Raw genomic sequence first — 22,769 nt, 5'->3', positions numbered from 1 at the left:
GCTGACTGCCCGGGGAGCAAAGATCAAATGATCGACCGGCTCAGCGATCGCGGTCGGCCATCAACCGCTCGACATATTTCGCGATGACATCCACCTCGAGGTTCACCGGGGTGCCGAGCGGGGCACCGCCCAGAGTCGTCAGTGACAGCGTGGTCGGGATCAAGGAGACCTCGAACCAGTCCTCCCCCAGTCCGGAGACCGTAAGGGAGATGCCGTCGACGGTGATCGAGCCCTTTTCCACCACATAACGGGCCAGTTCGCCGGGCAGCGAGATACGGACCACTTCCCAGTTCTCCGACGGGGTTCGGGCGACCACCTCGCCGGTGCCGTCCACGTGGCCCTGCACGATGTGGCCGCCGAGACGGCTGTTGATCGCCGCGGCGCGCTCCAGATTGACCTGGCTGCCGACATTCACCGCGCGCAGGCTGGACCTGTTCAGGGTCTCGGCCATCACATCGGCGGTGAACGCACCGTCCGGGCGCACCTCCACCACCGTCAGACAGACACCGTTGACCGCAATCGAGTCGCCGTGACCTGCATCGGAGGTGACCACCGGCCCGCGGATCACAAAACGCGCAGCATCCGGGAGGTCCTCTTTACCGACGATTTCTCCGAGCTCTTCCACGATTCCGGTGAACATGTCTCAAGATTAGTGATGCGGTCGCCCCGTCCACGTAGCTCGGGGGCCACTCGGGGCGACCCACTACGATGCAGATCATGCAGACGCGCCCCCGTGCAGTCCGGATCCTCCTCCCCCTCTTCGCCATCCTGATGGCGGCAGCAGCGCTCGTCGGCTGCGGGTCGAAGACCAATGACGCCCCGCTCCCCGAAGCGGCCACGCTGATCACCGAATCCGCCGAGACCACCCGCAGCCAGCAGAGCGTGCACCTCGAACTGACCGTCGGCGGTGAGATCAAGGAACTGCCCATCGCCAGCCTCAGCGGCGATCTGACCAACGCCCCCGTGGTGGCGGCCCAGGGCGACGCCGACATCATCTTCCTCGGCCAGAAGCTGACCGATGTCGCCTTCGTCGTCGCCGACGGCGATCTGTACGGCGCCATCACCAAGGGCGGCAACATGCAGAACTTCGGCCCGGCCGCCGATATCTATGACATCTCGGCCATCCTGAACCCGGACACCGGCCTGGCCAACATCCTGGCGAGCTTCTCCGACCCCAAGGCCGAGGGCCGCGAGGCCATCAGCGGTTCGGACGCGGTGAAGATCACCGGCACCGTCAGCGCCGACGCGGTCAACAAGATCGCCCCGCAGCTCAAGCAGGCCGCTCCGGCCCCGGCCACCGCATGGATTCGCGAGGACGGCGACCACCAGCTGGCTCAGGTGCAGATCGCGCCGTCGGCGGGCAACACCATCACGATGACCCTCACCGACTGGGGCAAGGCCGTCACCGTCACGAAGCCCGGTAGCTGATGACGGCGGCCAACAGCCACCGGGCGGCCGGCTCGGCGGGCACCAACCGCCGCCTCGCAATCAGTGCGGGTGGCCTGGCGGTCACCCTTGGTGCTCTCGACACCTATGTCGTGATCACCATCATGACCGACATCATGCGAGACGTCGGCATCCCGATCAACCAGATCCAGCAGGTCACGCCCATCGTGACCAGCTATCTGCTCGGCTACATCGCGGCCATGCCGCTGCTGGGCAAGGCGTCAGACCGGTTCGGCCGCAAGGCGATTCTGCAGATCGGACTGCTCGGCTTCATGGCCGGATCGGTGGTCACCGCCCTGGCCGGCGACCTGACCACGCTGGTCATCGGTCGCACCATCCTGGGCATCGCCAGTGGCGCCCTGCTGCCCGTCACCCTGGCACTGGCGGCCGACCTCTGGTCGGCACGCGGCCGAGCCACCGTGCTCGGCGGCATCGGTGCGGCCCAGGAACTCGGCAGCGTGCTGGGGCCGCTCTACGGCATCGCCGTCGTGTGGGCGCTGAGCACCTGGCGCGACATCTTCTGGATCAACATCCCGATGGCCGCGGTCGCGATGGTCATGATCCATTTCAGCGTGCCGTCCCGGGATCGCGATCAACCGCAGCAGAAGGTGGACGTCGTCGGCGGCCTGCTGCTGGCCATCGCCCTCGGCGCCGCTGTCGTGGGCCTGTACAACCCGGCGCCGGACGGCAAGAATCTGCTGCCCAGCTACGGGATCCCGCTGCTGATCGTGGCGGTGGTCACCATGGTCGGCTTCTTCGTCTGGGAAAAGAAGGCCACCACCCGGCTCCTGGAACCTGCCGGAGTGAAGTTCCGCCCCTTCCTGGCCGCGTTGGCCGCGTCGCTGACCGCGGGTGCCGCACTGATGGTGACGCTGGTCAACGTCGAACTGTTCGGGCAGGGCGTGCTCGGCATGGACAAGAACGAAGCTGTCGTGCTGCTGCTGCGCTTCCTCATCGCGCTGCCCATCGGTGCGCTGCTCGGCGGCTGGCTGGCCACCCGGATCGGTGATCGGCCCATTGCAGTGATCGGCCTGCTGATCGCCGCGTTCGGCTACTGGCTGATCTCGCACTGGGATGTCAACGTGCTCTCCGCGCGTCACGATCTAGGGCTTTTCACGCTGCCGACCTTCGACACCGACCTGGCCCTGGCCGGCTTCGGACTCGGGCTGGTGATCGGTCCGCTGACCTCCGCGGCGCTGCGGGTCGTGCCGTCCGCCGAACACGGAATCGCCTCGGCCTCGGTGGTCGTCTCCCGGATGATCGGCATGCTCATCGGTATGGCTGCCTTGTCGGCCTGGGGTCTGTACCGCTTCAACCAGATTCTGCAGTCGTTGCCCGTCGTCGACACCGGCAATCTGCTGGACGCGGGCAGGCAACTGATGGAGAACACCCGGATCGCCTACACCATGCAATACGGCGAGATATTCGCCATCACCGCGGTGGTGTGTGTCGTCGGCGCCCTGTCGTCGCTGCTGATCAGCGACCGTAACCACCACGACGAGCAGGACGACGAGATCATCCCGGCCGCGGAAGACCAAGACAGTTCGGCGTTTCCGGCGCCGCCGTCGTCCTGACCACACTGGGGTGACCCCGTGACCGGGCGCGTCCGGGTGGCGACCCTCGACACGGTGCACAGCCGGCGGCGGTCGGCCGTCGTGGTGGGGCCGCTGAGGATTCCGTCGCATCACCAGCTGACCTCGCGTCTGGACGCGATGACCGCTGCGGGCCCCGTCGCCCGGCTGTGCCTGGAACCATCGGCGGCAAATTCCCGCTGGAGCCGCGTGACCGAGGGCCGCGCCCCCCGGGTGTATGCGGTTGCTCCGCCGGCTGATCCGGCCCCGCCCCTGGGGCTGTTGCAGACCGTCCGGGCACTCGATGACCGCGGTGTCACGGTGGCCGCCGCGGGCGACTGGCTGGCGATCGACTTCAGCCACGGACTCGGCGAGATCCCGCTCATCCACACGCTGCTCGACGTGCTGTTCGGTATCACCGATGCTCGCGATCCCGAGACCTGGCGACGGTATGCGCGCACCCGTTCACCCCTGGGCGTCGCGGCGGCGGCGACGTTCGGCGCCAACCCGGTGCGACTGGCGAAACTGCTGGCAGCCCAACGAGACCGGAGCGCTCCGGCCGGGCACGGCCCCGTGTCGTCGGGACCCGGCACGCCGTTCACCCCTTCCCCGGCCACCCGGGTGATCGGGCTGGGCGCCGATGAGGTCGCCGAGTTGCGCGCCCGCCGGGACCGCCAACTGCCCGGGGTGAGCATGGTGGCGTTGTTCACCTGTGCGCTGTGGTCGTCGTTCGAGCGGGCCGGTATCGCGGTGGACGACGCGGTGAAGGTCCCGTTCGACGTGCGGCGCTACCTTCCCGGCGGCCGGGACACGCTGGCATCCTTCTCGGCCGGCCTCGATTTCGTCATCGACCGCGCCGGCGGCCCGGCGCGCCTGCAGCACGAGATGACCCGCGCCGCACGGACCGGCCGGCCGGTGGCGAATCTGTTGGTGGGCACCGCGAAGGCTCGCGGTGCCGGCCGGATCGATCCCCTGACGACCGGTGTCCCGGCCGCACCGAGATTGCACCTGCTGCATTCGAACCTGGGCTCCCCGCAATGGAACGGCCCCTGGCCGTTCACCTCTGCCGAGCACGCCTGCATGCTGGTGGCCAACGACCCCGCGGCCGCCACCGGGGTGACGGTGACCTCGGTGGCGGTGGCAGAGAACCTGTGGTTCACCGCCGAATTCCACCGCTCGGTGTTCGATCCGGAGGCAATCAGCGCAGCACTGGGACTGCTCCCCCAGACCGTGGCCGACCTGCTGTCCTCCGGTTAGCCCGCCCGCCCCATCGGCGACGAACGGCGGCCCTGCCGGCGTCCCTGCCACAGCGCCCACGGCCCGCCCAGCACGGACAGCACCTCGGTGCGTCCGACCGACCTGGGGATGCTCTCGCCGAGATCGGCCGGAGGCACCATGACCGCGCCGTACCCGGCGCCCGCCCGCAACGAGGACCGGAACTGCTTGCGCGCCACCCGGAAGGCCAGCCGCCGGTGGTGGCGATCGAGCGTCACCTTGGTCAGCCAGGCACCGAGACCCAGTCCGTAACCGCGGGCCTGGATGAGCAGCGCCGCGCCGTCGCTGCGGTGGCGGTGCCACACGATCGCGGCCGGCTCGTTGACCAGGGTGTGCCCGGCCGCCACCAAGCGGAAGAACATGTCGATGTCCTCACCCCCCTTGGTGGAGGTGCCGGCGCCCAGCGCCTCATCGAACCCACCCATGGCGGTGGCGGCGTTGCGTTTGATCGCGAAATTCGCACCGGTGCCGTAGATGCCCACCTGAAAAGGAAACAGCGGCAGATCCGTCGGCGGGTCGGCCAGCGAGTAGGTACGCGGCGCCAGCGTGGAAGCCCACGACACCCGCTGGTCGAAGTAGGCCTGCGCCGCTGTGCGCAGTTCGCCGCTGGGCACCATCCCGCAGACACACGACACATCGTCGGCACGATCGAATCCGCGGGCCAGCCCGTGCAGCCAGTGCGGGTCGACCACGACGTCGTCATCGGTGAAGGCCACGATGTCGTGGCGGGCGGCCCTCAGTCCGGCATTACGCGCATTCGACAGTCCGGCAACCGGTTCCACGACCCGCCTGATCCGTGGGTCGGCCGCGGCGGCGACCACGCGTTCGGTGGCATCGGTGGTGGGGGCATTGTCGACTACCACGATCTCGAAGTCCGGGTAGTCGACGGTGCGCAGCGAGGCGAGCGCACCGGTCAGGTCATCGGGGCGTTCCCGGGTGCACAGCACGACCGAGATCGGCGGCAGCGGGCTCTCCCGGGGTGCACCCGGGCGCCCGAACTGTTCCGGAATGGTCAGCGTGACCGCGCCGTCGACGATATCGGCTTCGACGAAATCGATGGGACCCGATCCGTTACGCAAAAGTATGCGCGCCCTGCGGTATTCGTCCGGACGGGTGATCGTGACGGTCACCTGGCCATCGTGGTCGCCGACCGTGTCGATGTCGAGGTGCCCGATCCAGCGTGCGTGCCCACCGTCGGGGCTGCCGACGGATGTCATTGCGGGGTCGATCGTCAGCTTGGCGGTCATAGTTCGGTGACCCTCACCCAGTCGACGAGCATGGTGGACGGATACGGGGTGGACTCGTCGGCAGGTCCGGGCCAGTTCCCGCCGACCGCCAGGTTGAGCAGGAGCTGGAACGGTGCGTCGAAAACCCACGTCGCGCCCTCCGCCAGGTTCAGCGGTGTGACGGTGAGCAGGGTGACATCGTCGACACCGGTCACGATGCGGCCCGGTGTGCGTTCGACCCAGTAGGTGCGGAACACACCGGCCAGCGGGAACGGCACCGGTCCCGCCGCCGACATCTGTTGGCCGCGTTCGGTTCCGGCTTGCGGAGCGTGCACGGCCGAATGCCATTCCGTGGCGTGGTTGAGGGTCTCGATCACGTCGATCTCGCCGGCGGCCGGCCACCCGACCTCATCGAGGTTGGCGCCGAGCAGCCAGAAAGCCGGGTGCAGACCGGTTCCGGCCGGCAGCGAGATGCGGGCCTCGGCACGGCCGTAGGTGAAGGCGAAGGTGTTGTCGGTGCTGATCCGCGACGAGGTGATCTGGCCGTTGGCATCTCGTCGCGCGGTGAGGGCCAGGTGGCCGTTGCCGTCCAAGCCGACGTTGTCGGGATGGTCGGAGTAGACCTGCGATTCGTTGTTGCCCCAGCCCCCGCCGCCGGTGGCCACCTGCCAGATACCGTCGGGCGGGCTGCCTGCGGGCCCGTCGAACTCGGCGTCCAACAGCACCCGGGGTTGTCCGGAGGCCGTTCCGGTCAGCGCACAGGAGCAGACCAGCATGCCGACAAGGAGCAGCACCCCCAGCCGCAGGGCTCTCACACCGTCACCTCATCGTCGGCAGCGATGGGCGCGGGCACGCTCGGACGCGCCCAACCCAGCACGAGAACCGACACCAGCACCGGGTAGATCGCCAGCATGCCGGTCGCGACCGTGTCCATCGCGGATGCGTGTCCGCTCACCGAGACCAGGTAGCCGACGAGCGCGGTCAGGCCGGCGCCGGTGAGCAGCAATCGCAGCGGCGCAGGCAATTTCGTGCCGGTACCGATCAGGAAGATACCCGCGGCGCCGAGCAGCTTGAACGCCGAATCGAGGCTGGTGCGTGTCACGTGGTCGGCGACGATGCCGGTGAGTGCCAGGGCGACGCCGGCCGCCGCGAGCAGCGTTGCGGGCGGGCCGGCGATCAGCCGCTGGGCACTCAGCGCCGCCGCGGTCACCGCGACGGCCAACCCGGTCAGCACGACCGCCACCGGCATGATCGGTGGGAGCAGCCACTCGGCGATGAAGTAGATCAGGATGACCCCAGCGGCCGCGCCGGCGATCCGGGGGTGGAGCAGTGCGTTCATCGATGGCGTTCCTGACGTGCGGTGAGCACCATACCGGTCGCGAATCCGGTTGCGGTGTAGAGGAACCCCGCGACCAGTGCGATGAGCCTGCGCGGATTACGGCGGGCCTGCCAGGCACCCGAGGTAAGTATCCGGGTGGTGTAACTACGTTCGCTGGACAGCGCGGCCTGCCGGCCGGAGATCCGGGTCAGCGCGGCCTTGGACCGGCCCTCGTGATAGCAGCGGCTGGTGAAATAGCGCAGGGTGGCCCGAACGGAGGGAACATGATGGGAAACACGGAATGCGGTGTGCCGGACAATCCGCTGTTCGGGGAATTCGGCGCGCAACTGGACGCCCATCAGCGTCTCCTCGCATCCGGAGGGGAGCTCGCCCACCCGGCCGAGCTTCGTGGAGAAGCCGTTGATGTGGTTGAGAGCGGCGCGCCGGACGGCCATGGCCGCGCCGATCGGATTGCGGATCTGATCGCCGCAGGCCGGCAACCCCCGGTAATCGCACCCGACGACCCAGCCGTACTCCTGGGGGAACCAGTCCGGTGCCGACCCGACCTCCCAGTCGGCGTCGACCGCACCGCCGATCGCGACGATCGACGGATCGTCGAACGCCTGCCGCGCGCCGTCGAGTGCACCCGGGGTGAGCACCGCGTCATCGTCGACGAACACCACGACCTCATTGCCCGCACGCCCCACCCCGGTGTTGCGGGCACCGGACAGTCCACGTTCAAAGGTGTTCGGAATGAGGATGATCGACTCCGGTAGTGCGGTCGACAGATCGTCGCGCAGCTCGTCGTTGTGGTCGACGACGACAATGATCTCGTCCCCGTTGCCGGCGACCTGGTTCAGCGCCGATTCGACGACACGCAGCACCTGCGCCCGCCGTGCCGCGGTGTAGCAACACACCACGACCGACAGCCGGGTAGCGGTGACCGGCAGGGTGTCAGCCACCGTCCGACTCTCCTTCGGCCGCGTTCTCGTGGTTGACACTGCGGAACACCAGCGTGGCGCCGTCCTCGTAGAACACCGACCAGTTCGGCGAGCTGCGGAGCGCGTCCTGCAGGATCTCGATCGCCTCGGGACGGTAGTCGCCGTAGTACCGCAGGGCCTTGTTCGACTGCTCGCTGAACATCAGGTACGCCATGTACGCCTCGCGGGTGGCGTTGTCGTTGAGCATGTCGATGTCGTTGTCGGCGGGGAAGTTCTTCTTGCGCTCCGCGAGATTCGGGTCCTGGCCGTCCCACAGGTCGTAGGCGATCGTCTCGTCGAAGTACGGGTTGAAATACACCACGTCGGCGTAGTCGGCGTTCAGCCGGGTGGGCATCCCGCCGAGACGCATCATCACCAGGCGGGTGCGCAGATCCGCGTCGGTGGTGATCGAGTTCATCAGGTCGACCTGGGCGCGGGTTTCCAGCACCATCGGCCACAGCGCGACGTAGCCGTGCAGGCCGGCCAGTGACACCCCGCTCAGTCCGAGCACCGCGATCACCCGGGTGAGGGCGGCGCGCGGGCCGACCCGATTCCGGTCCACGCCGGCCACCACCGCGGGTGCGATCAGGATCGCGCAACCGAGCAGGGCGTACAGATACACCCGGAAGATCGCCTCACCGCCGTAGTTCTGTCCCAGCAGCAGACCGAACGACGAGAACGCCACGATGGACAGGCCGACCATCGGACGCTTGCGCCGCCACAACCAGATCGCGCTGCAGAAGGCCGTCGCCACCACCGTCAGGGACAACGCGCGCACCACTGCCGAGGTGAAATCCTTGGCGGGCATACCGGAACTCACCACGTTGCTGGTGGCGTTGCTCACCACGCTGCTGCCGGAGAACACACCGTAGGGCAACACCGCCTCCAGGTTGAGCAACAGATAGCTGCCGACGATCGTCACCATGACCACCGAGATCCACCAGGGCCGGGCACGCCTGAACACGCACAGCAGGCACGCCACCGCGACCGCCCAGAACGGGGTCAGCTGGTGGGTGGGCACCGTCGCGGCGAACACCACGATGGCCAGCACACCGCTGGCACGGCTGCGTGGTGATGCCAGCAGCAGCACGATCATGCCGAAGGCCAGTGCCAACGACCATGCCTGCGGCGAAAAGTAGTCCTGGCCCACCCAGTTGAACACCTCGGCCAGGAAGGCCGCCGTGATCGCGGTGCGCCGCGAGCGTCCGAGGACCCGCGCCGCGCAGTACACGGCAAGTGCGATGAGCACGTGGATGACCGGAGCGAAGACATGGGCGATGGTCATCGGGGCGATGCCGGTGACGTCACTGAACCAGGCGAACATCACGAAGAAGGCCGACCATTGGGCGTAGATGTCGGTGCCGTCCGGCGCGATGCGGCCGTTCACCAGGATGTAGTCGACCACCGCGAGATGCTTGTAGGTCCAGTCATAGAGTGGAACCTCAGTGGCCACCACGGTGGTGCCCCGGGAGACGATGATCGCCGCCCCGACCGCGACCGCCGCCGGAATCAGCCGGCGGTCACGCACCGCCACCAGCAACGCCCACGCGCACAGCACGATGCACACCGCCAGCAACGGGCCCGTCCCGGAGAACAGCAGGCCGTAGTAGCTGGCCTCCACCCCGGGCAGTCCGGGCACGGCGGCCAGCCAGATCGCCAGGGCCACCACGCTCAGCAGCAGCGAAAGGTGTTTGCGGACAACAGACTCGCCGGCCGGCCCCGCAGCGGCGACCAGCCGCCACCGCACCCGGCGCATGGCAGTCAGCGGCGTATCGCGGTTGCGGTGGTACCAGTAGGCGCTACTGCCGCACACCGCGACGATCTGCACCCACAGGATCTCGGGCGGGCTCCACCGGTATGACCACATCGCGGCCATCGCCACCAACGTGGTGATGGCCGCCCCCAGCAACGGCACCGTGGACAACAGGGCCCGCCGCGGGATACGCACCCAGGTGAGCACCGCCGCACCGGGACCGACGGCGATGAACACCATCAGCCCCAGCGCGCGCACCCCGTCCGGAAGACCGGTCAGCGCGAGCACGCCGGCGAGCGCGCCGACGACCGCGAGATCGGCCTGCCGCAACCGCAGCACCGGCACCCGGTACCGGACGGGCTGAGCCGCGGTCTCGGAAGCGATATCGCCGACGGTCGGCTCGAGCGTCGCGGTCATGGCCGGAACCGCCTGTCGTTCATCGTGTTTGCTCGACGAGCTCACGCATGCCGCCGTCCCGGACCGGTGCCGTCACGAATCCCGCGGTCCCGACGGTGATGACGACGACCAGAATTCCGTAGATGCACAGCCGCTGGGCCCCACCGGGGCCGAAGATGTCCTGCCCACCCGCGTACACGAGGTATCCGAACAGTCCGGTCAGGCCGGCGACCACCGCGATGCCGCGGCGCTCCCCCGACATCTCGGCCGGCGAGGTCACCGCGATCAACAGCGCGCTCACCGATCCCAGCGTCATGAACACCACCGTGGCGGTGATGTTCCAGGCGTAGCTCACGTTCTGGGTGATCACGCCACCGGCGGCCAGGGCCAGTCCCGACACCAGCAGCAGCAGGGCGGTGCCGCGGTCGGTCAGACGTTGTGCGAACAGGCCGGCCGCGACAAAGGCGATGGCCGAACCCGTTGCCACCAAGCCGACATTCATCACCCGGTACAACTCGCTGCACGGCCAGTTGCCCACCGGTCCGCAGAACGCGATTCCCAGCGGCCCGACCAGATCGTCGCGGTAGCCGTAGAGACCGCGCCACGAAGCCGAGACCACCCACTCGGCGGCGAAGTACACCAGCGGTACCAGCGATACCCACCCGGTGAGCCGGGCTGGAACTAACGGACGCACGTATCTCACCATCCTCCGATGCGGAGGCTTTCCCTGATCACCAAGAGACGACTCACAAAACGCGTTGCTCGCCATCCGGGCAACGGAAAAACCGTCAGCGCAACGCAGTTCGACTCGACTGCACCGGAGATTAGCAACACCTGACGCCGTTTGGGCAGCTACCTCTACCAGTATGATGCGCATCACTGATTTGGGTAGGCTAACCAATTCTGCGTCGAGTCAGTATTCTCCTTTTCGGCGGCACTCCCCGCCCTCTCACACCTCCCGCTAGGACCACACCCCCATGCCGACCACTGGCAGCCCCGACGCCCTGCGCACGCAGCAAAAACCCACTCTGGCTGACGAACTGGGGGCGCCGGTCGCCGCGGTGACGGGTTCCGGAGCCGACCCCGTGCTGCCACGGAATCCGGGCCCACACGACAAGGGCGGCGGTCTCGGTATCGACATCGTCGCGGTGATGACATCGAGCGCAGCGACCGGCATCCTCGGGTTCGTCTTCTGGACGGTGGCAGCGCGCGGCTATGACACCGCGGAGGTCGGCCGCGCCTCGGCCATCATCTCCTCGGCGACCCTGATCGCCATCCTCGCGAACTTCAGCCTCGGCAGCCTCTACGAGCGGTTTCTGCCCCTGGCAGGGGCACGCACCCAGCGCCTGGTGCACGAGGGCACCGCGTTCGTCGCCTGCGCCGCGCTGCTGTTCGGAGTCATCTTCCTCGGCGTGGGGCCGCGGACACAGCTCTTCCCGAATTGGGTTGAGATGCTGCTCTTCCCGCTGTTCGTCGCGGTCCTGGCGATCTACGCCCTGCAGGATCAGATCCTGATCGGGTTGAGCCGGGCGCGCACGATCGCGATCAAGAACATCAGTCAGTCCACGGTAAAGCTGATTGTCGTCGCCGCGCTCATCCCGCTGGCGACCGGCGCCGCGATCGTCTGGTCCTGGGTGCTGCCGGCGGCCGCCATCACGGCCGTCATCGCGGTCGTCATCATCCGCCGCGAGACCGGCACCCGGACCGGGACGCCGAACCTGCCGGCCCGCCGCGAGCTGTTCACCTTCTTCGCCAGCTCCTATGCCATCAACGCCATCAACGTGATCGTCCCGCTCCTGGTGCCGCTCATCGTCGTCGCGCAACTGGGCACCGAGATGAACGCCTATTTCTCGATGTGCTGGTTGGTGGTCAACACCCTCGGCGCCCTGATCGTCGCGACGTCGGCCCCGTTCATCGCCGCGGCATCGACGCCCGGAGCCGATGTGCGGGCCTGCACCAAGCGATTCGTCCTGCTGTGTGGCGGATCTGCGGTGGCGGGCTGTGTGACGCTGATGGTGTTGGCGCCGTTCATCCTGGGCATCCTGGGTCCGCGGTACGCGGAGAACGGGACCACGCTGATCAGGATCATGGCGCTGGTGCTGCCCGCCGTCGCGCTGACCACGATCTACACCGCGCTGGCGCGCCTGCAACGCACACTGCGGCTGGCCGTCATCTCGCAGGTGCTGCTGGGTGTGCTGGTGGTCGTCGGCGTCATTCTCACCACGCCGCGCTGGGGTATCAACGCGGTCGGATACACCTACGTCGCCGGCGAGCTGCTCATCACGCTGGTCGTCCTGCTCCCCACCGTGGCGCTGCTGCGCAAGGTTGCGGCGACCCCGCGCGGGCAGACCCTCGACAGTCCGGTGCGGGCCGTCGTCCGGCCCGATCTCTCGCATGTAGCTCCGATCGAATTCGATTCGGTGAGCCAGCGTTTCGAGCAGATCGCCGAGCAGAAGCACAACCAGGTGGCGCTGCGCACCGAGCACGGATCGATCACCTACGGTGCGCTGCGATCGGCCGCCGCGGCGTGGACGTCGGCGCTGCGTGCGCGTGACGAGGCCGGGTCCGCCCTGGCCATGGTGGGCGATCTGAACCCGCACACCACCGCGGTGGTCCTCGGCAGTTTCGCCGCCGGCGCACCGCTGGTCCCGCTGGATCCCGCACTGCCGCAGGACCGGATGACGCACATCTTCGACGCGCTGCGGGAGCAGGGCTACCGACTCGACACCATCGTCATGGACGACGCCGGCAACCCGCTGGGACACGAACTCGGCAAGGACCACACGGTGTGGCCGGCCGCCAGGCCGCCGCAACCGACCGGACCGTCCACAGCCGCGCCTGTCCTCGGCAGGCAGACGGTGACCAGCATCCAGTTCACCTCCGGATCCTCCGGTGAGCCCAAGGCCGTGCTGCATGTGCACGGAACCTGGTTGAGCGACTGGATTCTGCATCGCGACCGGTTCGGCATCGTCGAGGACAGCAAGGTCGCACTGTGCATGCCGGTGAGTTTCGCGGCCGGGCTCAACGTGCTGGTGGGGGCATTGCTGTCGGGTGCCGAGATCATCGCCATCGATCCCCGCAACTGCACCCCCGAAGCCGCGATCGACCGGCTCGCCGACACCGATATCGTGATGTGCACGCCGTCGTTCCTGCAGTCGCTGACCGAGGCCGCCGGCGATCGCGTCCTGCACCGGGTGCAGCGCATCGTCACCACCGGGGAACCCATCTACAGCAACGTGGTCCGCCGGGCCCGCGAGCTCGCGCCCCATGCCGGGCTCACCAACTGGGCGGGCTCGTCGGAGACACTGGGCATCGCGCACTTCGACATCTGGCCGGGCGACGAGATCCCGGCCGGTGTCATCCCGGCCGGCGTCGCGGTACCGCACAAGCAACTCGGCATCGACGATCACGGCCAGTTGACGGTCACCTCGCCGTACCTGGCCGCCGGCTACCTCAAACCCGACAGCGCCTCCACGACCTTCACCGAGAACCCGGACGGCAGCCGCACATTCGTCACCAACGACCGCGCCCGCATCACCGATGACGGCGTGCTCGTGGTGCTCGGGCGGGTGGATGCCGCGGTGAAGATCCGCGGGTACCTGGTCGAACCGGCCGAGGTGGAGGCCGCCCTGCTCGACTGCCCCGGGATCCGGGAGGCGCTGGTGGTCGCCGACCAACTCGCCGAGACACCGGTACTGACCGCGTATGTGGCGCCCGATCCCGAGATCCGCAGCCCCGCGGTGGCCGACGTGCGTGCCCAGTTGCACACCAGGCTGCCCGCCTGGATGGTTCCGACGCATGTCGTGATGCTGGAGGCCCTGCCCCGCAACGAACGCGGAAAGGTCGACCGCAGAGCACTGCCCGCGCCGACCCGCGGGCCGATCGTGCCCGCCGAACCCGGTCTGGAGACCGAGGTCGCCACCGCGTGGTCGGATGTCCTGCGCCTGAGTCAGGTCGGACGCGACGAGAATTTCTATGCGCTGGGCGGGGATTCGCTGAACGTCCAGCAGATGATCAGCCTGGTCGGCGAGCAGCACGGCGTGCGGCTGGCCTCCTCGGACCTGGCGGTCGCACCGACCGTCGCGAAGTTCACCGAGGTCGTGGCGGGACGCCTGGCCGGCGATGCCGTCGGCCGGGACAAGCGGATCGCGCCGACAACGGTGCTGCTGCGCCCCCCGACCGACAGCACCCGAAAGACCTTGTTCTGCTTCGCGGGTGCGGGCGCCTCGGCACTGTCGTTCGTACCGCTGACCGACCGCCTGGACCGGGACACCGCCGTCGTCGCCTTCCAGGCGCAGGGGCTGGAGAACCGGGCGTTCCCCGACTGGACGATCGGTCGCGCAGCCCGGCGCCATCTGCGGGATCTGTTGGCGCTGCAGCCGACAGGGCCCTACACCCTGGCCGGGCACTCCCTGGGCGCTTTCATCGCGATCGACATCGCGAACCGGCTGAGGGCGCTGGGTCACGAGGTGGAACTGGTCACCCTGCTCGATCCCTTCCTGCCGCCTCGTACGGTCCGCGCCGCACGGCGTGAGCTGCCCGATGTCGGATCGACACTGCTGGAGCAGCCGCCGGCGGCCGCGGCCGTGCTGTGGCGTCAGCGGCTGTGGCTGCCGATGGCCGGCATCATCGACGGCACACCCGAGGAGAAGGTCGCCGCGCTACGGGAGGTCGGTGTCCGGGTGGGCCGACTGCACCGGCCGAAGCCGTATCCGGGCCGAACTCTGCTGGTGCTCAGCAGCTTCAACCGCGATGACGACCGGGTGTGGCCGCAGGTGCTCACCGGCGCACTCACGGTTCAGCGGATCAACTGTGACCACGACTCGGTGGTGCGTGAACCGCATGTCGGCCGGGTCGTCGACATGATCACCGCGGAGCAGAACCAGCTCTGACCGCTGAGGACTCCCCCGGGCGCACTGCCCCCGAAACGACGTACGGCCCCCTCCGGAGAGGGGGCCGTACTGCGATCAGCGGAGACTAGTCGCTGCTGCTGCTTCCGGAGTTGCCCGAGGAGCTGCTGCTGGACTTGCTGTCCGAGCTGGTGCTGCTCGACGCGCTGTCGGCCTTCTTGTCCGACTTGGCGTCAGCCTTGTCGGCCTTGTCAGCCTTGGCGTCGGCCTTGTCCGCCTTGTCAGCCTTGGCGTCGGCCTTGTCCGCCTTCGCATCGGGCGTGCTGTCCCAAGCGGCGTCATCCTTGGCATCCGCCTTGGTGTCCGTCTTGGCGTCGGTCTTGGCGTCCGGGGTCTCCGTGGCGGCCTCGTCGGCTGCTGCCTCGGGGGCCGTCTCGGTGACGACCGGATCGACCGCGGTCTCGGCCGGGGCCTCGCCGACCGTCTCGACCTCGTCCTCGGTGACGACGTCCTCGGTGACGACGTCCTCGGAAACCGCGGTCTCCTCGGTGGTTTCGGCCGATTCCTCGGTCTCGGTACTCACTGCCACCGACTCGACCGGGGTGGCCCCGCCGGCGGCCGTCTCGACGCTCAGCGTCACCAGATCGGAATCGGCGACCGTGTCGGTCGACGACACCTTGGCCAGTGCCGCGGTGGGCTCCTGGACCGTCTGAGTGGTCGTCTTCGGGATGAGCCCAAGCGCCTTGGCGATCAGCGTCGGGTACTGCACGAAGAACGAGTCGATCGGCCCGCCGGGGGTCAGGAACCCGGGGAAGACCGACCACTCCGGCGCAATGCTCGGGGTGTATCCATTGAGGAACGCGCCCAACACCTTCACCGGCAGGTTGATCATGTGACTGAGAGCGGTCACCACGTCACCGGCCTGGGTCGCCACCTGGATCTCGTCGAGGCTGTCGGTGAACCGGAAGATTGCGCTGACGAACGGAACCAGGATGGCGTGCGGGTAGCCGGCCAGCGTGGTGTCACCGACGAGCATGGCGTCCAGGATGGCGCCGATGGCCGGGCCGCCGACGTCACGGGCGACCTGGCCCGGGACCGCGAAGCTCGGGTACAGCGGCCAGCCGGCCGCGCCCAGACCGAAGATGAACCAGTCGTTGATATGAGCGAACGCCTCGGTGAAATGTCCGGCCAGCAGTTCGGCCTGCGCACGCTCCATCACCCCGGGGAGCAGCTCGGTATGCGCCGCCCAACCCGCCTGCGACTGCTCATAACCCAGCCGCAGGGTCTCCTGATGCTCCGCCAACCGGTCCTGCAGCTGTTGCGCCACGGTCTCCGGCCGGAACAGGATGACCGAGAGTTCGCGCTGCAGTTCCTTGTTACCCAGGATCGCCGACAGGTTGGGGATCAGGGTGGCGTTGATCTCGCCACCGCGGGCACTGAGGTTCTTGAACGTGTTCGAGACCGTGCCGGCCAGCACCGCGAACGGGTTCTCGAAGGCAACGAGATCGACAGCGCGCTGCTGGGCGATTTCCAGTGCCGGCAGGTTGGATGCCACGGGCGAAACGGCGATGACCGACGCCCCCGTCATCGCCACCGAGGCGAGTAGCAACCTCTTCTTGAGAGGTGCGGATGACGAAGGTGCAGACCAGAAGTCGCGCCCCGAGTCCGCGTGAACAGCGAGTGACACGGTTCTCCTAAATTAACTTGAGGGGTGATTAGCCATATGTGGCTGTCGCGAATGTTATTGCAGCGCAGAGCAGGTGACAATACCTACCCCTGCGCACGCGTCACTTTGCTGAAAGTTCCTTCAGGAACCGTCATTACGCACGCCGAAGACACGCTTCGTGGTGGTTCCGAACGGACGTGCTTCTACCCGGCGGCGGCCGCTATGGCCAATTAACGCTGCAACGCAGCGTGTTTCGCACAATGTCCGGCAAACTCCGGACAGTGTCAGTGAGTGATCGTCACCGCACTGAACTGTTCCAGCACGGCACAGTCGAAGAGCATCAGGGTTTCGTCCCGGATGAGGGTGTCCATCTTCTTACCCGCGACCGCTTCATAGAGCGGGGCAAGGCCGCCTGATCCCGGCAGCATCCAGTCGTGGGGCTCGATCATGATGCACGCGAAGGACGCCACGGCCCCCGGGGAGGCCTGGCAGACCTCGGATTCCGCGCCCTCGATGTCGAGCTTCACGATGAAAGGCGCGGCGTCCGGGATCTCGGCGATCAGCGTCTCGAGCGTCACCGAGGGCGTCGTCCCGATATCGGTCACCCGGTTGGCCCAGGAGCCCTCGTCCCGCGTTGTCAGGTCGACGCCGTTCTCGTGGCTCCACACCGCCGCATGAACGGGCCTGATCCTGGGGTTGCCTGCACAGTTGCGTTCGATGAGATCGACGCAGTGGCGGTCCGGCTCCACCGCGAGGATGACGGCGTCCGGGAAGTGTTCGGCCAGATACAGCGCGGAGTAGCCGACATTCGCGCCGGCATCGATGATCAGCGGGACCTGTCCGGCCTGCCGCAACTGTGCCGCCACGGCGTTCAGCCGCTCCATCCAGAACGGGCGTGCGTCATACTCACGCTCGGTGAAGATCTGGGCGAGCACGAACGGGTCACTGTCCAGCGGGCGAACCGTCAGCCGATGCGCACCGCAGGTGACCGCAACGGGTTTGGCCATGCCGAGTGAGCGTCGCGCCACGAGATTCAGCGCGGACAGGGTGCCGATGCTCTGCGCGAGCGACAGCGTGTGCCCCAGCTTTTCACGGAATTTCGTCATCGCGATGTCGCCGGCGCTTTTGCCGGCGCGGTGGCAGAACGATGCAGTCGACGTTCGCGACCTATCGTGCGCAGCACCCGCAGACCGTCGGTCACCGCATTGAGGTTGCTGCGCCCGTAGATGCGCTTTCCCTCGAAACTGCTGACCTCTTTGATCTTCAGTCCGTTGCGGGCGACGCGGACGTTGATGACGGTCTCGATCTCGAACCCGTCACCCCATTGCGCTTCCTGGACATCCGTGCGGGGCAGATCGAGCACCGTGAGGTGCTCGCGCCAGAAAGCGTTGTACCCGTAGCAAAGATCGGTGAATTTCGTGGCAAACAGCTGGTTCACCAGCCAGTTGAGACCCTTGTTCCCGAGCCGCCGCAGCTGGGTGATGTCATCGCTGCCACCGGAGCTCGTGAAGCGGCTGCCTTTCGCGAAGTCGGCGCCCGACACCAGTGCCGCAACGAAATCCGGGATCTCGGCCGGGTCGGTGGACCCGTCGGCATCGATCATCACCACGATGTCGCACGTGCTCACCTCGAAGGCGCATGCCAGTGCATTGCCCTTGCCGCGTCGGGACTGGTTGATGATCAGCGCATCCGGCCACAATTGGCGGGCAACCTCGATCGTATTGTCGACCGATGAACCGTCGACGACGATGATCTGGTCGACCGGGGGCATCCGTTTTGCGACATAGGGCAGGTTCCGCGCCTCGTTGCGGGTCGGGATCACGACGGTCACGGTCGGCCGAGCCGTACCCTCCACCGCGCTACCGATATCCGCTTCGCGCACACAATCACAGTTCTCGCGATGATCATTCTGTTTGCTGGCAATAGCGCCGACCACGATGTCGATGGCCTTCGCCATTCGCTCTACACCCGTACCCTCCACGGTATCTGTCAAGGGAGTCATTACCTTTCATGGCTGGAAGGCACCGGGTATGCGATCGCGGACATGCGTCCACGTGCGGCCTGCCGCTGGTGAATTTGGTTGCGAGAATTACATTAGCGAGAATTCACAGATAATTGTCAGCTACATCGAAGGATATGACGCAGCCCACACCTCAGGGGCCTCGATCTGGGAATGAAATCCCATGCGCAGCAAAGGATCAGATGAATTCAAAACCAGATCAGTTTGAATTCATCTCTGGGATAGCAAGATTGCCGATGACACCGAGGTGGTCGGACCCGGGCAAATCGAACCGCTCGAATGAGACCGGCACCGGTCCGCGAGCCAGTATTCGGTCGATGGCCAGCAACGGCGGAACGATGCTATCGGCGGGAAAGGTGGGAACCACTCCGGCACCGACATATTCGGCGGCGTCGACCAACCGTGCGGTGCCGGCCGGCGTCGAGTTCTCCAGCAGCTCGCGGTATTGCCGGTGGTCGTACGTCGAGTTGAAATCGGCACCGACGATCATCGGGTGACGTTCCGCCTCGAAGATCGGCCGCAGCCGCTTCAACTCGTACACCCACTTCCACGCCGGTTCGGGATACGGCGGTAGCGGATGCAGCGCATACACCGCGGTCGGTGCGGAAGCCGGGATCGCAGCGACGGCCCGCAGATTGTTCAGCACGAACCCGTCCAGCTGTGCGCACTCGTGCAGCGGGTAGCGCGAGTAGATTCCGGCACCGCCGCCACCGGCGCGAGGACGTCCGCACGTGTAGGGCAGCACTTCGCCGATTCCGGTGGCAGCCATTCCATCCACCGCGGACTCGGTCAGCTCGATCACGGTCAGCAGATCGATGTCGCGGTCGCGCACCGAGCGCACCAGCGCATCGAGGTCCGCCTCACCCAGCCGGATGTTGGCCTGCATGATCCGCACCGACCGGGCCGCGGACTCGTCCCCCGCGCCACCGCGGTAGAGCGGGGCCTGCGTCAACACACCGACGGTCACCACGACGGTAGCGATGACGGCGGGCCATCGACGACGGCCCAGCAGCAAGAGCACCAGCGCAACCGCCGAGACAATGATCGCCAACGGGGTGAACGAGGCGATCCAGGCCACCGCGGTGCTGGTCAGCCCGACGAAGTGCGCGCCGATGCCCGCCGAGCCGATCGCAAGGAACAGGCCACCGACCGCGCCGATCACCGCACGAGAACCAGGCACCGTCGACAGCGTGTCAGGCAGTACGGACGAGCGGTGACCATGTCGTGTCGTCGGCCAGCTTGAGCACCTCGCGTGCCGCGCGCGCGGCAGCCGTGGCCCGGACCACCGCCGGGGCATCGCTCTGCAGCGGAGCCTCCACACTGATCGGGATTCCCGCGGGCAGCGCGCGCAACATCGAGACCAAATCGATACCTCCCGCACCGGGAAGCAACCGCGCACTGCGGCCCTGATACATCATTTCTTCCACCGTGCCGGGCCGTTCGGCAGGCGCGTCACAGATCTGCGCATAGCGAATCCAGTCCCGCGGCAGGGCCGCCAGTTCGGCGGGCGAGTTCATGGCACGGTCATAGTGGATGGCGTCCACCAGCAGACCGACGTTCAGCTGGCACGCCGACAGAATGGTGATGCCCTGGTGCAGATCCTTGACATCGGTCCACGGCATGGGCTCGAGGTTGGGGGTCAGCCCGAATTCGGCTGCCAGCAAAGCCAACTCGGCGAGGTTGTCGGCGGTCCGGCAGTGGTCGGGGTCATTGCCCGTCACCAGGACCTCGGTGGCGCCGAGAAACGCACCGGTCTCCAGGAACGCCTCGAAATCTGCGCGCACCCGGGTCTCTGGACGCAACCGCAGCACCTCGATATCCACCAAACGCAATCCCGAATCATCAAGGCGGCGCTTGGTTTCCAGGATCAACGGGGTCCGGCCGACGGTGGGCCGCAGCGGCTCTTGTTCGGTCGCGCGGATCAGCCGTAGCCCGACGGCGTCGTACCCGGCCTCGGCAGCGCAAGCCACGAGCCCGGCCGGGTCGAGTTCGAGCACAGTCAGCGGTGCCAGCGAAAGAATCCGTCCTTCGCCGAGACCCTGCGACTCTGCCGCCGTGCCCATCACCATCTCCTCGCCGCCCGCCGGATTTGCGGAAAAACCGCTCCGTGGAACATCATCGCCGATCGATGCGAGATTTTGGGGGCTACGTTGCCCAGGCCAGCCGGCCAGGTCGGGTGGTTGCGCTACCTGGATGGCAATTTCAGCAAATCAGCACCGCTCGAGACCGCGCTGCATGATCTTGGGGGCGCGCGGATAGTGCGCCTGCTGAGGTCCCATCCGCAGTACACCGAACACCAGTGACCTGAAGTTCTGCGGGTTGACCGGCCCGCTGTTGAGCCAGTCCTGCAAGGCAGTCATGCTCGTCGTCCTTTGTTAGTGCAATCCCCGAGCGACTCGTCGGTGAAGGCGCTTTGATCCGAGTCTACCGGCGCACCGATCCCGGCACCCGGTTACAACACCCGGCAAAGGCCACGCGGGCAACAGGATTGAACGTCACACCGGCGGCGGAACTGTGGCTGCGGTCACAGCTCAGTTCGGCACCAGACTGAGCCGCACATCCGGGCCGATGGCCTCGATTCCGTCGAAGCGCCAGCGTTGCGCGCCGGCCATGCTGAGCACCCCGACATCGTCGACCGCCGTGATCGGACCGCCGAGCAACATCGGCGCCACGTAGGCGAGAATCCGGTCGATCACCCCGGCACGCAGAAACGCGCCGGCCAGGGTCGGCCCACCCTCGAGCAGCACCGCCGTCCGGTCGGAAAGGGCACGCATCACCTCATGCGGATCGCGGGTCCGGATCACCATGGTGCGCGAGTCGTCGTTGAGCACGTTGGAATCCGGCGAGATCTCCCGCTGCCCGACCACCACCCGCAACGGCTGACGGCCGGCGAGGCTGCCGTCGGGCAGTCGCGCGGTCAGCGTCGGGTCGTCGAAGAGCACCGTGCCGGTGCCGACCACGATGGCCTCCGCCACGCCGCGGCGGCGGTGCACGTCGGCGCGGGCGGCCTCACTGGTGATCCACTGGCTGCTGCCGTCGGCGGCGGCGCTGCGCCCGTCCACGCTGGTGGCAAATTTCCACGTGACATGCGGAAGCCCGGTGCGCTGCTTGTGCAGCCATTCGCGCAACGGACCGCCGGCGACCTCGGTGCCGAGCACCCCGGCCCTGACCTCGACACCGGCCTCACCCAGACGCGACGCCCCACCCGCGGCCACCGGGTTGGGATCCGAGACGGCGTACACCACCCGCGAAACCCCGGCTGCCAAAAGGCCGTCCACGCACGGGGGTGTTCGTCCATGGTGGTTGCACGGTTCCAGGGTCACCACCGCGGTACCCCCGCGTGCCAGCTCACCCGCGCGGCGCAGCGCCACCACCTCGGCGTGCGCTCCCCCGGTCGGCTCGGTCGCACCGACGCCGACCACCTCGCCGGCGGCGTCCAGGATCACCGCGCCCACGGGCGGATTCGGATAGGTGGCGCCCTTCACCCGATCGGCCTGCTCGACGGCGAGCCGCATCGCGGCTTCCGGGCTGACCGGCCGCTTGGCTGCCTCGGAGGTCATAGCGTCAGGTGTGGTGACACCGCGGCGGCCTGCCTGCGCAGCCGTCGCACCGCCTCGGCCGGATCCTCGGCGCTGTACACCGCGGATCCTGCGACGAAACAGTCCACCCCGGCCTCCGCGGCGGCCTCGATGGTGTCGGCGTTGATGCCACCGTCGATCTCCACCACGATCGTCAGCTCCCCGGCATCCACCAGGCGGCGCACGGTGGACACCTTGGCGAGAACCTCGGGGATGAACTTCTGGCCACCGAAGCCGGGCTCCACCGACATCACCAGCAGGGTGTCGAACTCCCGCAGGATCTCCAGGTAGGGCTCCAGCGGGGTGCCCGGCTTCACCGAGAGTCCCGCCTTGGCCCCGGCGGCGCGGATATCGCGCGCGACACCGACCGGGTTGTCGGTCGCCTCGGCGTGGAAGGTGACGTTGTAGGCGCCGGCCTCCGCATACGGCGGTGCCCACCGTTCCGGGTCGTCGATCATCAGATGACAGTCCATCGGGATGTCGGTGACCTTGAGCAGGCTCTCCACCACCGGCAGCCCCAGCGTGAGGTTCGGCACGAAGTGGTTGTCCATCACGTCGACGTGTAACCAGTCCGCGCCTGCGACGGCCGCGACTTCGTCGGACAGCCTGGCGAAGTCGGCGGCGAGAATCGACGGCGCAATGAGTGGGGCCGGGGCGAGCCGAGGGACGGGAGATTGACCAGCCATGCCG

At 67.5% G+C, this 22,769-nt stretch carries 19 protein-coding genes; 4 read left to right on the top strand and 15 right to left on the bottom strand.

The genetic code is table 11. The features are described 5' to 3' along the window. Positions 1–40: 40 nt before the first annotated feature. Positions 41–640 (bottom strand): riboflavin synthase, encoded by a 600-nt coding sequence (locus tag ASE48_RS00605; RefSeq protein ID WP_057165067.1) that lies wholly within the window; start codon positions 638–640, stop codon positions 41–43. A 77-nt stretch (positions 641–717) separates the two neighbouring features. Between ASE48_RS00605 and ASE48_RS00600 the strand changes: the two genes are divergently transcribed. The 3 genes from ASE48_RS00600 to ASE48_RS00590 are packed head-to-tail and all read left to right on the top strand — an operon-like array spanning position 718 to position 4,274. Further along, entirely contained in the window at positions 718–1,428 is a 711-nt protein-coding gene (locus tag ASE48_RS00600; RefSeq protein WP_057165550.1) for an LppX_LprAFG lipoprotein, read from the top strand. Continuing rightward, a complete protein-coding gene (locus tag ASE48_RS00595; RefSeq protein ID WP_057165066.1) occupies positions 1,428–3,020 on the top strand; it encodes an MFS transporter in 1,593 nt (530 codons plus the stop codon). The genes ASE48_RS00600 and ASE48_RS00595 overlap by 1 nt, the downstream gene beginning before the upstream one ends. Positions 3,021–3,038: 18 nt before the next feature. Next, a complete protein-coding gene (locus ASE48_RS00590) occupies positions 3,039–4,274 on the top strand; it encodes a hypothetical protein (RefSeq protein WP_057165065.1) in 1,236 nt (411 codons plus the stop codon). Here ASE48_RS00590 and ASE48_RS00585 read toward each other — a convergent pair. From ASE48_RS00585 to ASE48_RS00560, 6 genes are read right to left on the bottom strand one after another with little or no spacing between them, the layout of a single operon-like run. Continuing rightward, positions 4,271–5,539 carry a glycosyltransferase family 2 protein gene (locus tag ASE48_RS00585; protein WP_057165064.1) on the bottom strand — a complete coding sequence of 423 codons (1,269 nt, stop codon included), beginning with the start codon at positions 5,537–5,539 and terminating at the stop codon, positions 4,271–4,273. The two genes, ASE48_RS00590 and ASE48_RS00585, sit on opposite strands and share 4 nt — an antisense overlap. Then, the gene (locus ASE48_RS00580) at positions 5,536–6,294 is read right to left on the bottom strand and encodes a glycoside hydrolase family 16 protein (protein WP_057165549.1); all 759 of its coding nucleotides are present in this window, start codon (positions 6,292–6,294) and stop codon (positions 5,536–5,538) included. Before ASE48_RS00580 ends, ASE48_RS00585 begins: the two co-directional genes overlap by 4 nt. Before the next feature lie 35 nt (positions 6,295–6,329). Continuing rightward, positions 6,330–6,857 (bottom strand): hypothetical protein, encoded by a 528-nt coding sequence (locus tag ASE48_RS00575; protein ID WP_057165063.1) that lies wholly within the window; start codon positions 6,855–6,857, stop codon positions 6,330–6,332. After that, complete coding sequence (locus ASE48_RS00570) at positions 6,854–7,798, bottom strand: glycosyltransferase (protein WP_057165062.1); 945 nt, start codon at positions 7,796–7,798, stop codon at positions 6,854–6,856. The genes ASE48_RS00575 and ASE48_RS00570 overlap by 4 nt, the downstream gene beginning before the upstream one ends. After that, complete coding sequence (locus ASE48_RS00565) at positions 7,791–9,986, bottom strand: hypothetical protein (RefSeq protein WP_235570578.1); 2,196 nt, start codon at positions 9,984–9,986, stop codon at positions 7,791–7,793. Before ASE48_RS00565 ends, ASE48_RS00570 begins: the two co-directional genes overlap by 8 nt. A gap of 19 nt (positions 9,987–10,005) precedes the next feature. Continuing rightward, positions 10,006–10,659 (bottom strand): hypothetical protein, encoded by a 654-nt coding sequence (locus ASE48_RS00560; protein WP_235570577.1) that lies wholly within the window; start codon positions 10,657–10,659, stop codon positions 10,006–10,008. A gap of 283 nt (positions 10,660–10,942) precedes the next feature. Between ASE48_RS00560 and ASE48_RS00555 the strand changes: the two genes are divergently transcribed. After that, positions 10,943–14,857, top strand: coding sequence for an alpha/beta fold hydrolase (locus ASE48_RS00555; protein ID WP_082613920.1), 3,915 nt, complete (start codon positions 10,943–10,945; stop codon positions 14,855–14,857). Positions 14,858–14,942: 85 nt separating this feature from the next. On the opposite strand, the gene ASE48_RS00550 is transcribed toward ASE48_RS00555, so the two are convergent. From ASE48_RS00550 to rpe, 8 genes are all read right to left on the bottom strand, one after another. Continuing rightward, positions 14,943–16,370, bottom strand: a complete 1,428-nt coding sequence (locus tag ASE48_RS00550) for a hypothetical protein (RefSeq protein ID WP_057165060.1) — start codon at positions 16,368–16,370, stop codon at positions 14,943–14,945. Positions 16,371–16,765: 395 nt separating this feature from the next. Further along, positions 16,766–17,587 (bottom strand): FkbM family methyltransferase, encoded by an 822-nt coding sequence (locus tag ASE48_RS00545; protein WP_057165059.1) that lies wholly within the window; start codon positions 17,585–17,587, stop codon positions 16,766–16,768. Further along, on the bottom strand, positions 17,584–18,438 hold the full coding sequence (locus tag ASE48_RS00540) for a glycosyltransferase family 2 protein (protein ID WP_057165058.1): 855 nt from the start codon (positions 18,436–18,438) through the stop codon (positions 17,584–17,586). Before ASE48_RS00540 ends, ASE48_RS00545 begins: the two co-directional genes overlap by 4 nt. 262 nt (positions 18,439–18,700) lie before the next feature. Further along, positions 18,701–19,681: an endonuclease/exonuclease/phosphatase family protein gene (locus ASE48_RS00535; protein ID WP_235570576.1), complete on the bottom strand. Its 981-nt coding sequence runs from the start codon at positions 19,679–19,681 to the stop codon at positions 18,701–18,703. Between the two features lie 13 nt (positions 19,682–19,694). Then, positions 19,695–20,564, bottom strand: coding sequence for a sugar phosphate isomerase/epimerase family protein (locus tag ASE48_RS00530; protein WP_156408988.1), 870 nt, complete (start codon positions 20,562–20,564; stop codon positions 19,695–19,697). A 147-nt stretch (positions 20,565–20,711) separates the two neighbouring features. Beyond that, complete coding sequence (locus tag ASE48_RS32500; RefSeq protein WP_156408987.1) at positions 20,712–20,861, bottom strand: hypothetical protein; 150 nt, start codon at positions 20,859–20,861, stop codon at positions 20,712–20,714. 171 nt (positions 20,862–21,032) lie between these two features. Next, positions 21,033–22,061, bottom strand: coding sequence for a bifunctional diaminohydroxyphosphoribosylaminopyrimidine deaminase/5-amino-6-(5-phosphoribosylamino)uracil reductase RibD (ribD, locus tag ASE48_RS00525; RefSeq protein ID WP_057165055.1), 1,029 nt, complete (start codon positions 22,059–22,061; stop codon positions 21,033–21,035). Beyond that, complete coding sequence (gene rpe, locus ASE48_RS00520; RefSeq protein ID WP_057165054.1) at positions 22,058–22,765, bottom strand: ribulose-phosphate 3-epimerase; 708 nt, start codon at positions 22,763–22,765, stop codon at positions 22,058–22,060. Before rpe ends, ribD begins: the two co-directional genes overlap by 4 nt. Positions 22,766–22,769: the final 4 nt, after the last annotated feature.

It is taken from the genome of Mycobacterium sp. Root265 (assembly GCF_001428895.1).
Lineage (GTDB): Bacteria > Actinomycetota > Actinomycetes > Mycobacteriales > Mycobacteriaceae > Mycobacterium.
Note: the sequence above shows the minus strand (reverse complement) of the source record. Positions and strands in the feature narration are given on the sequence as shown.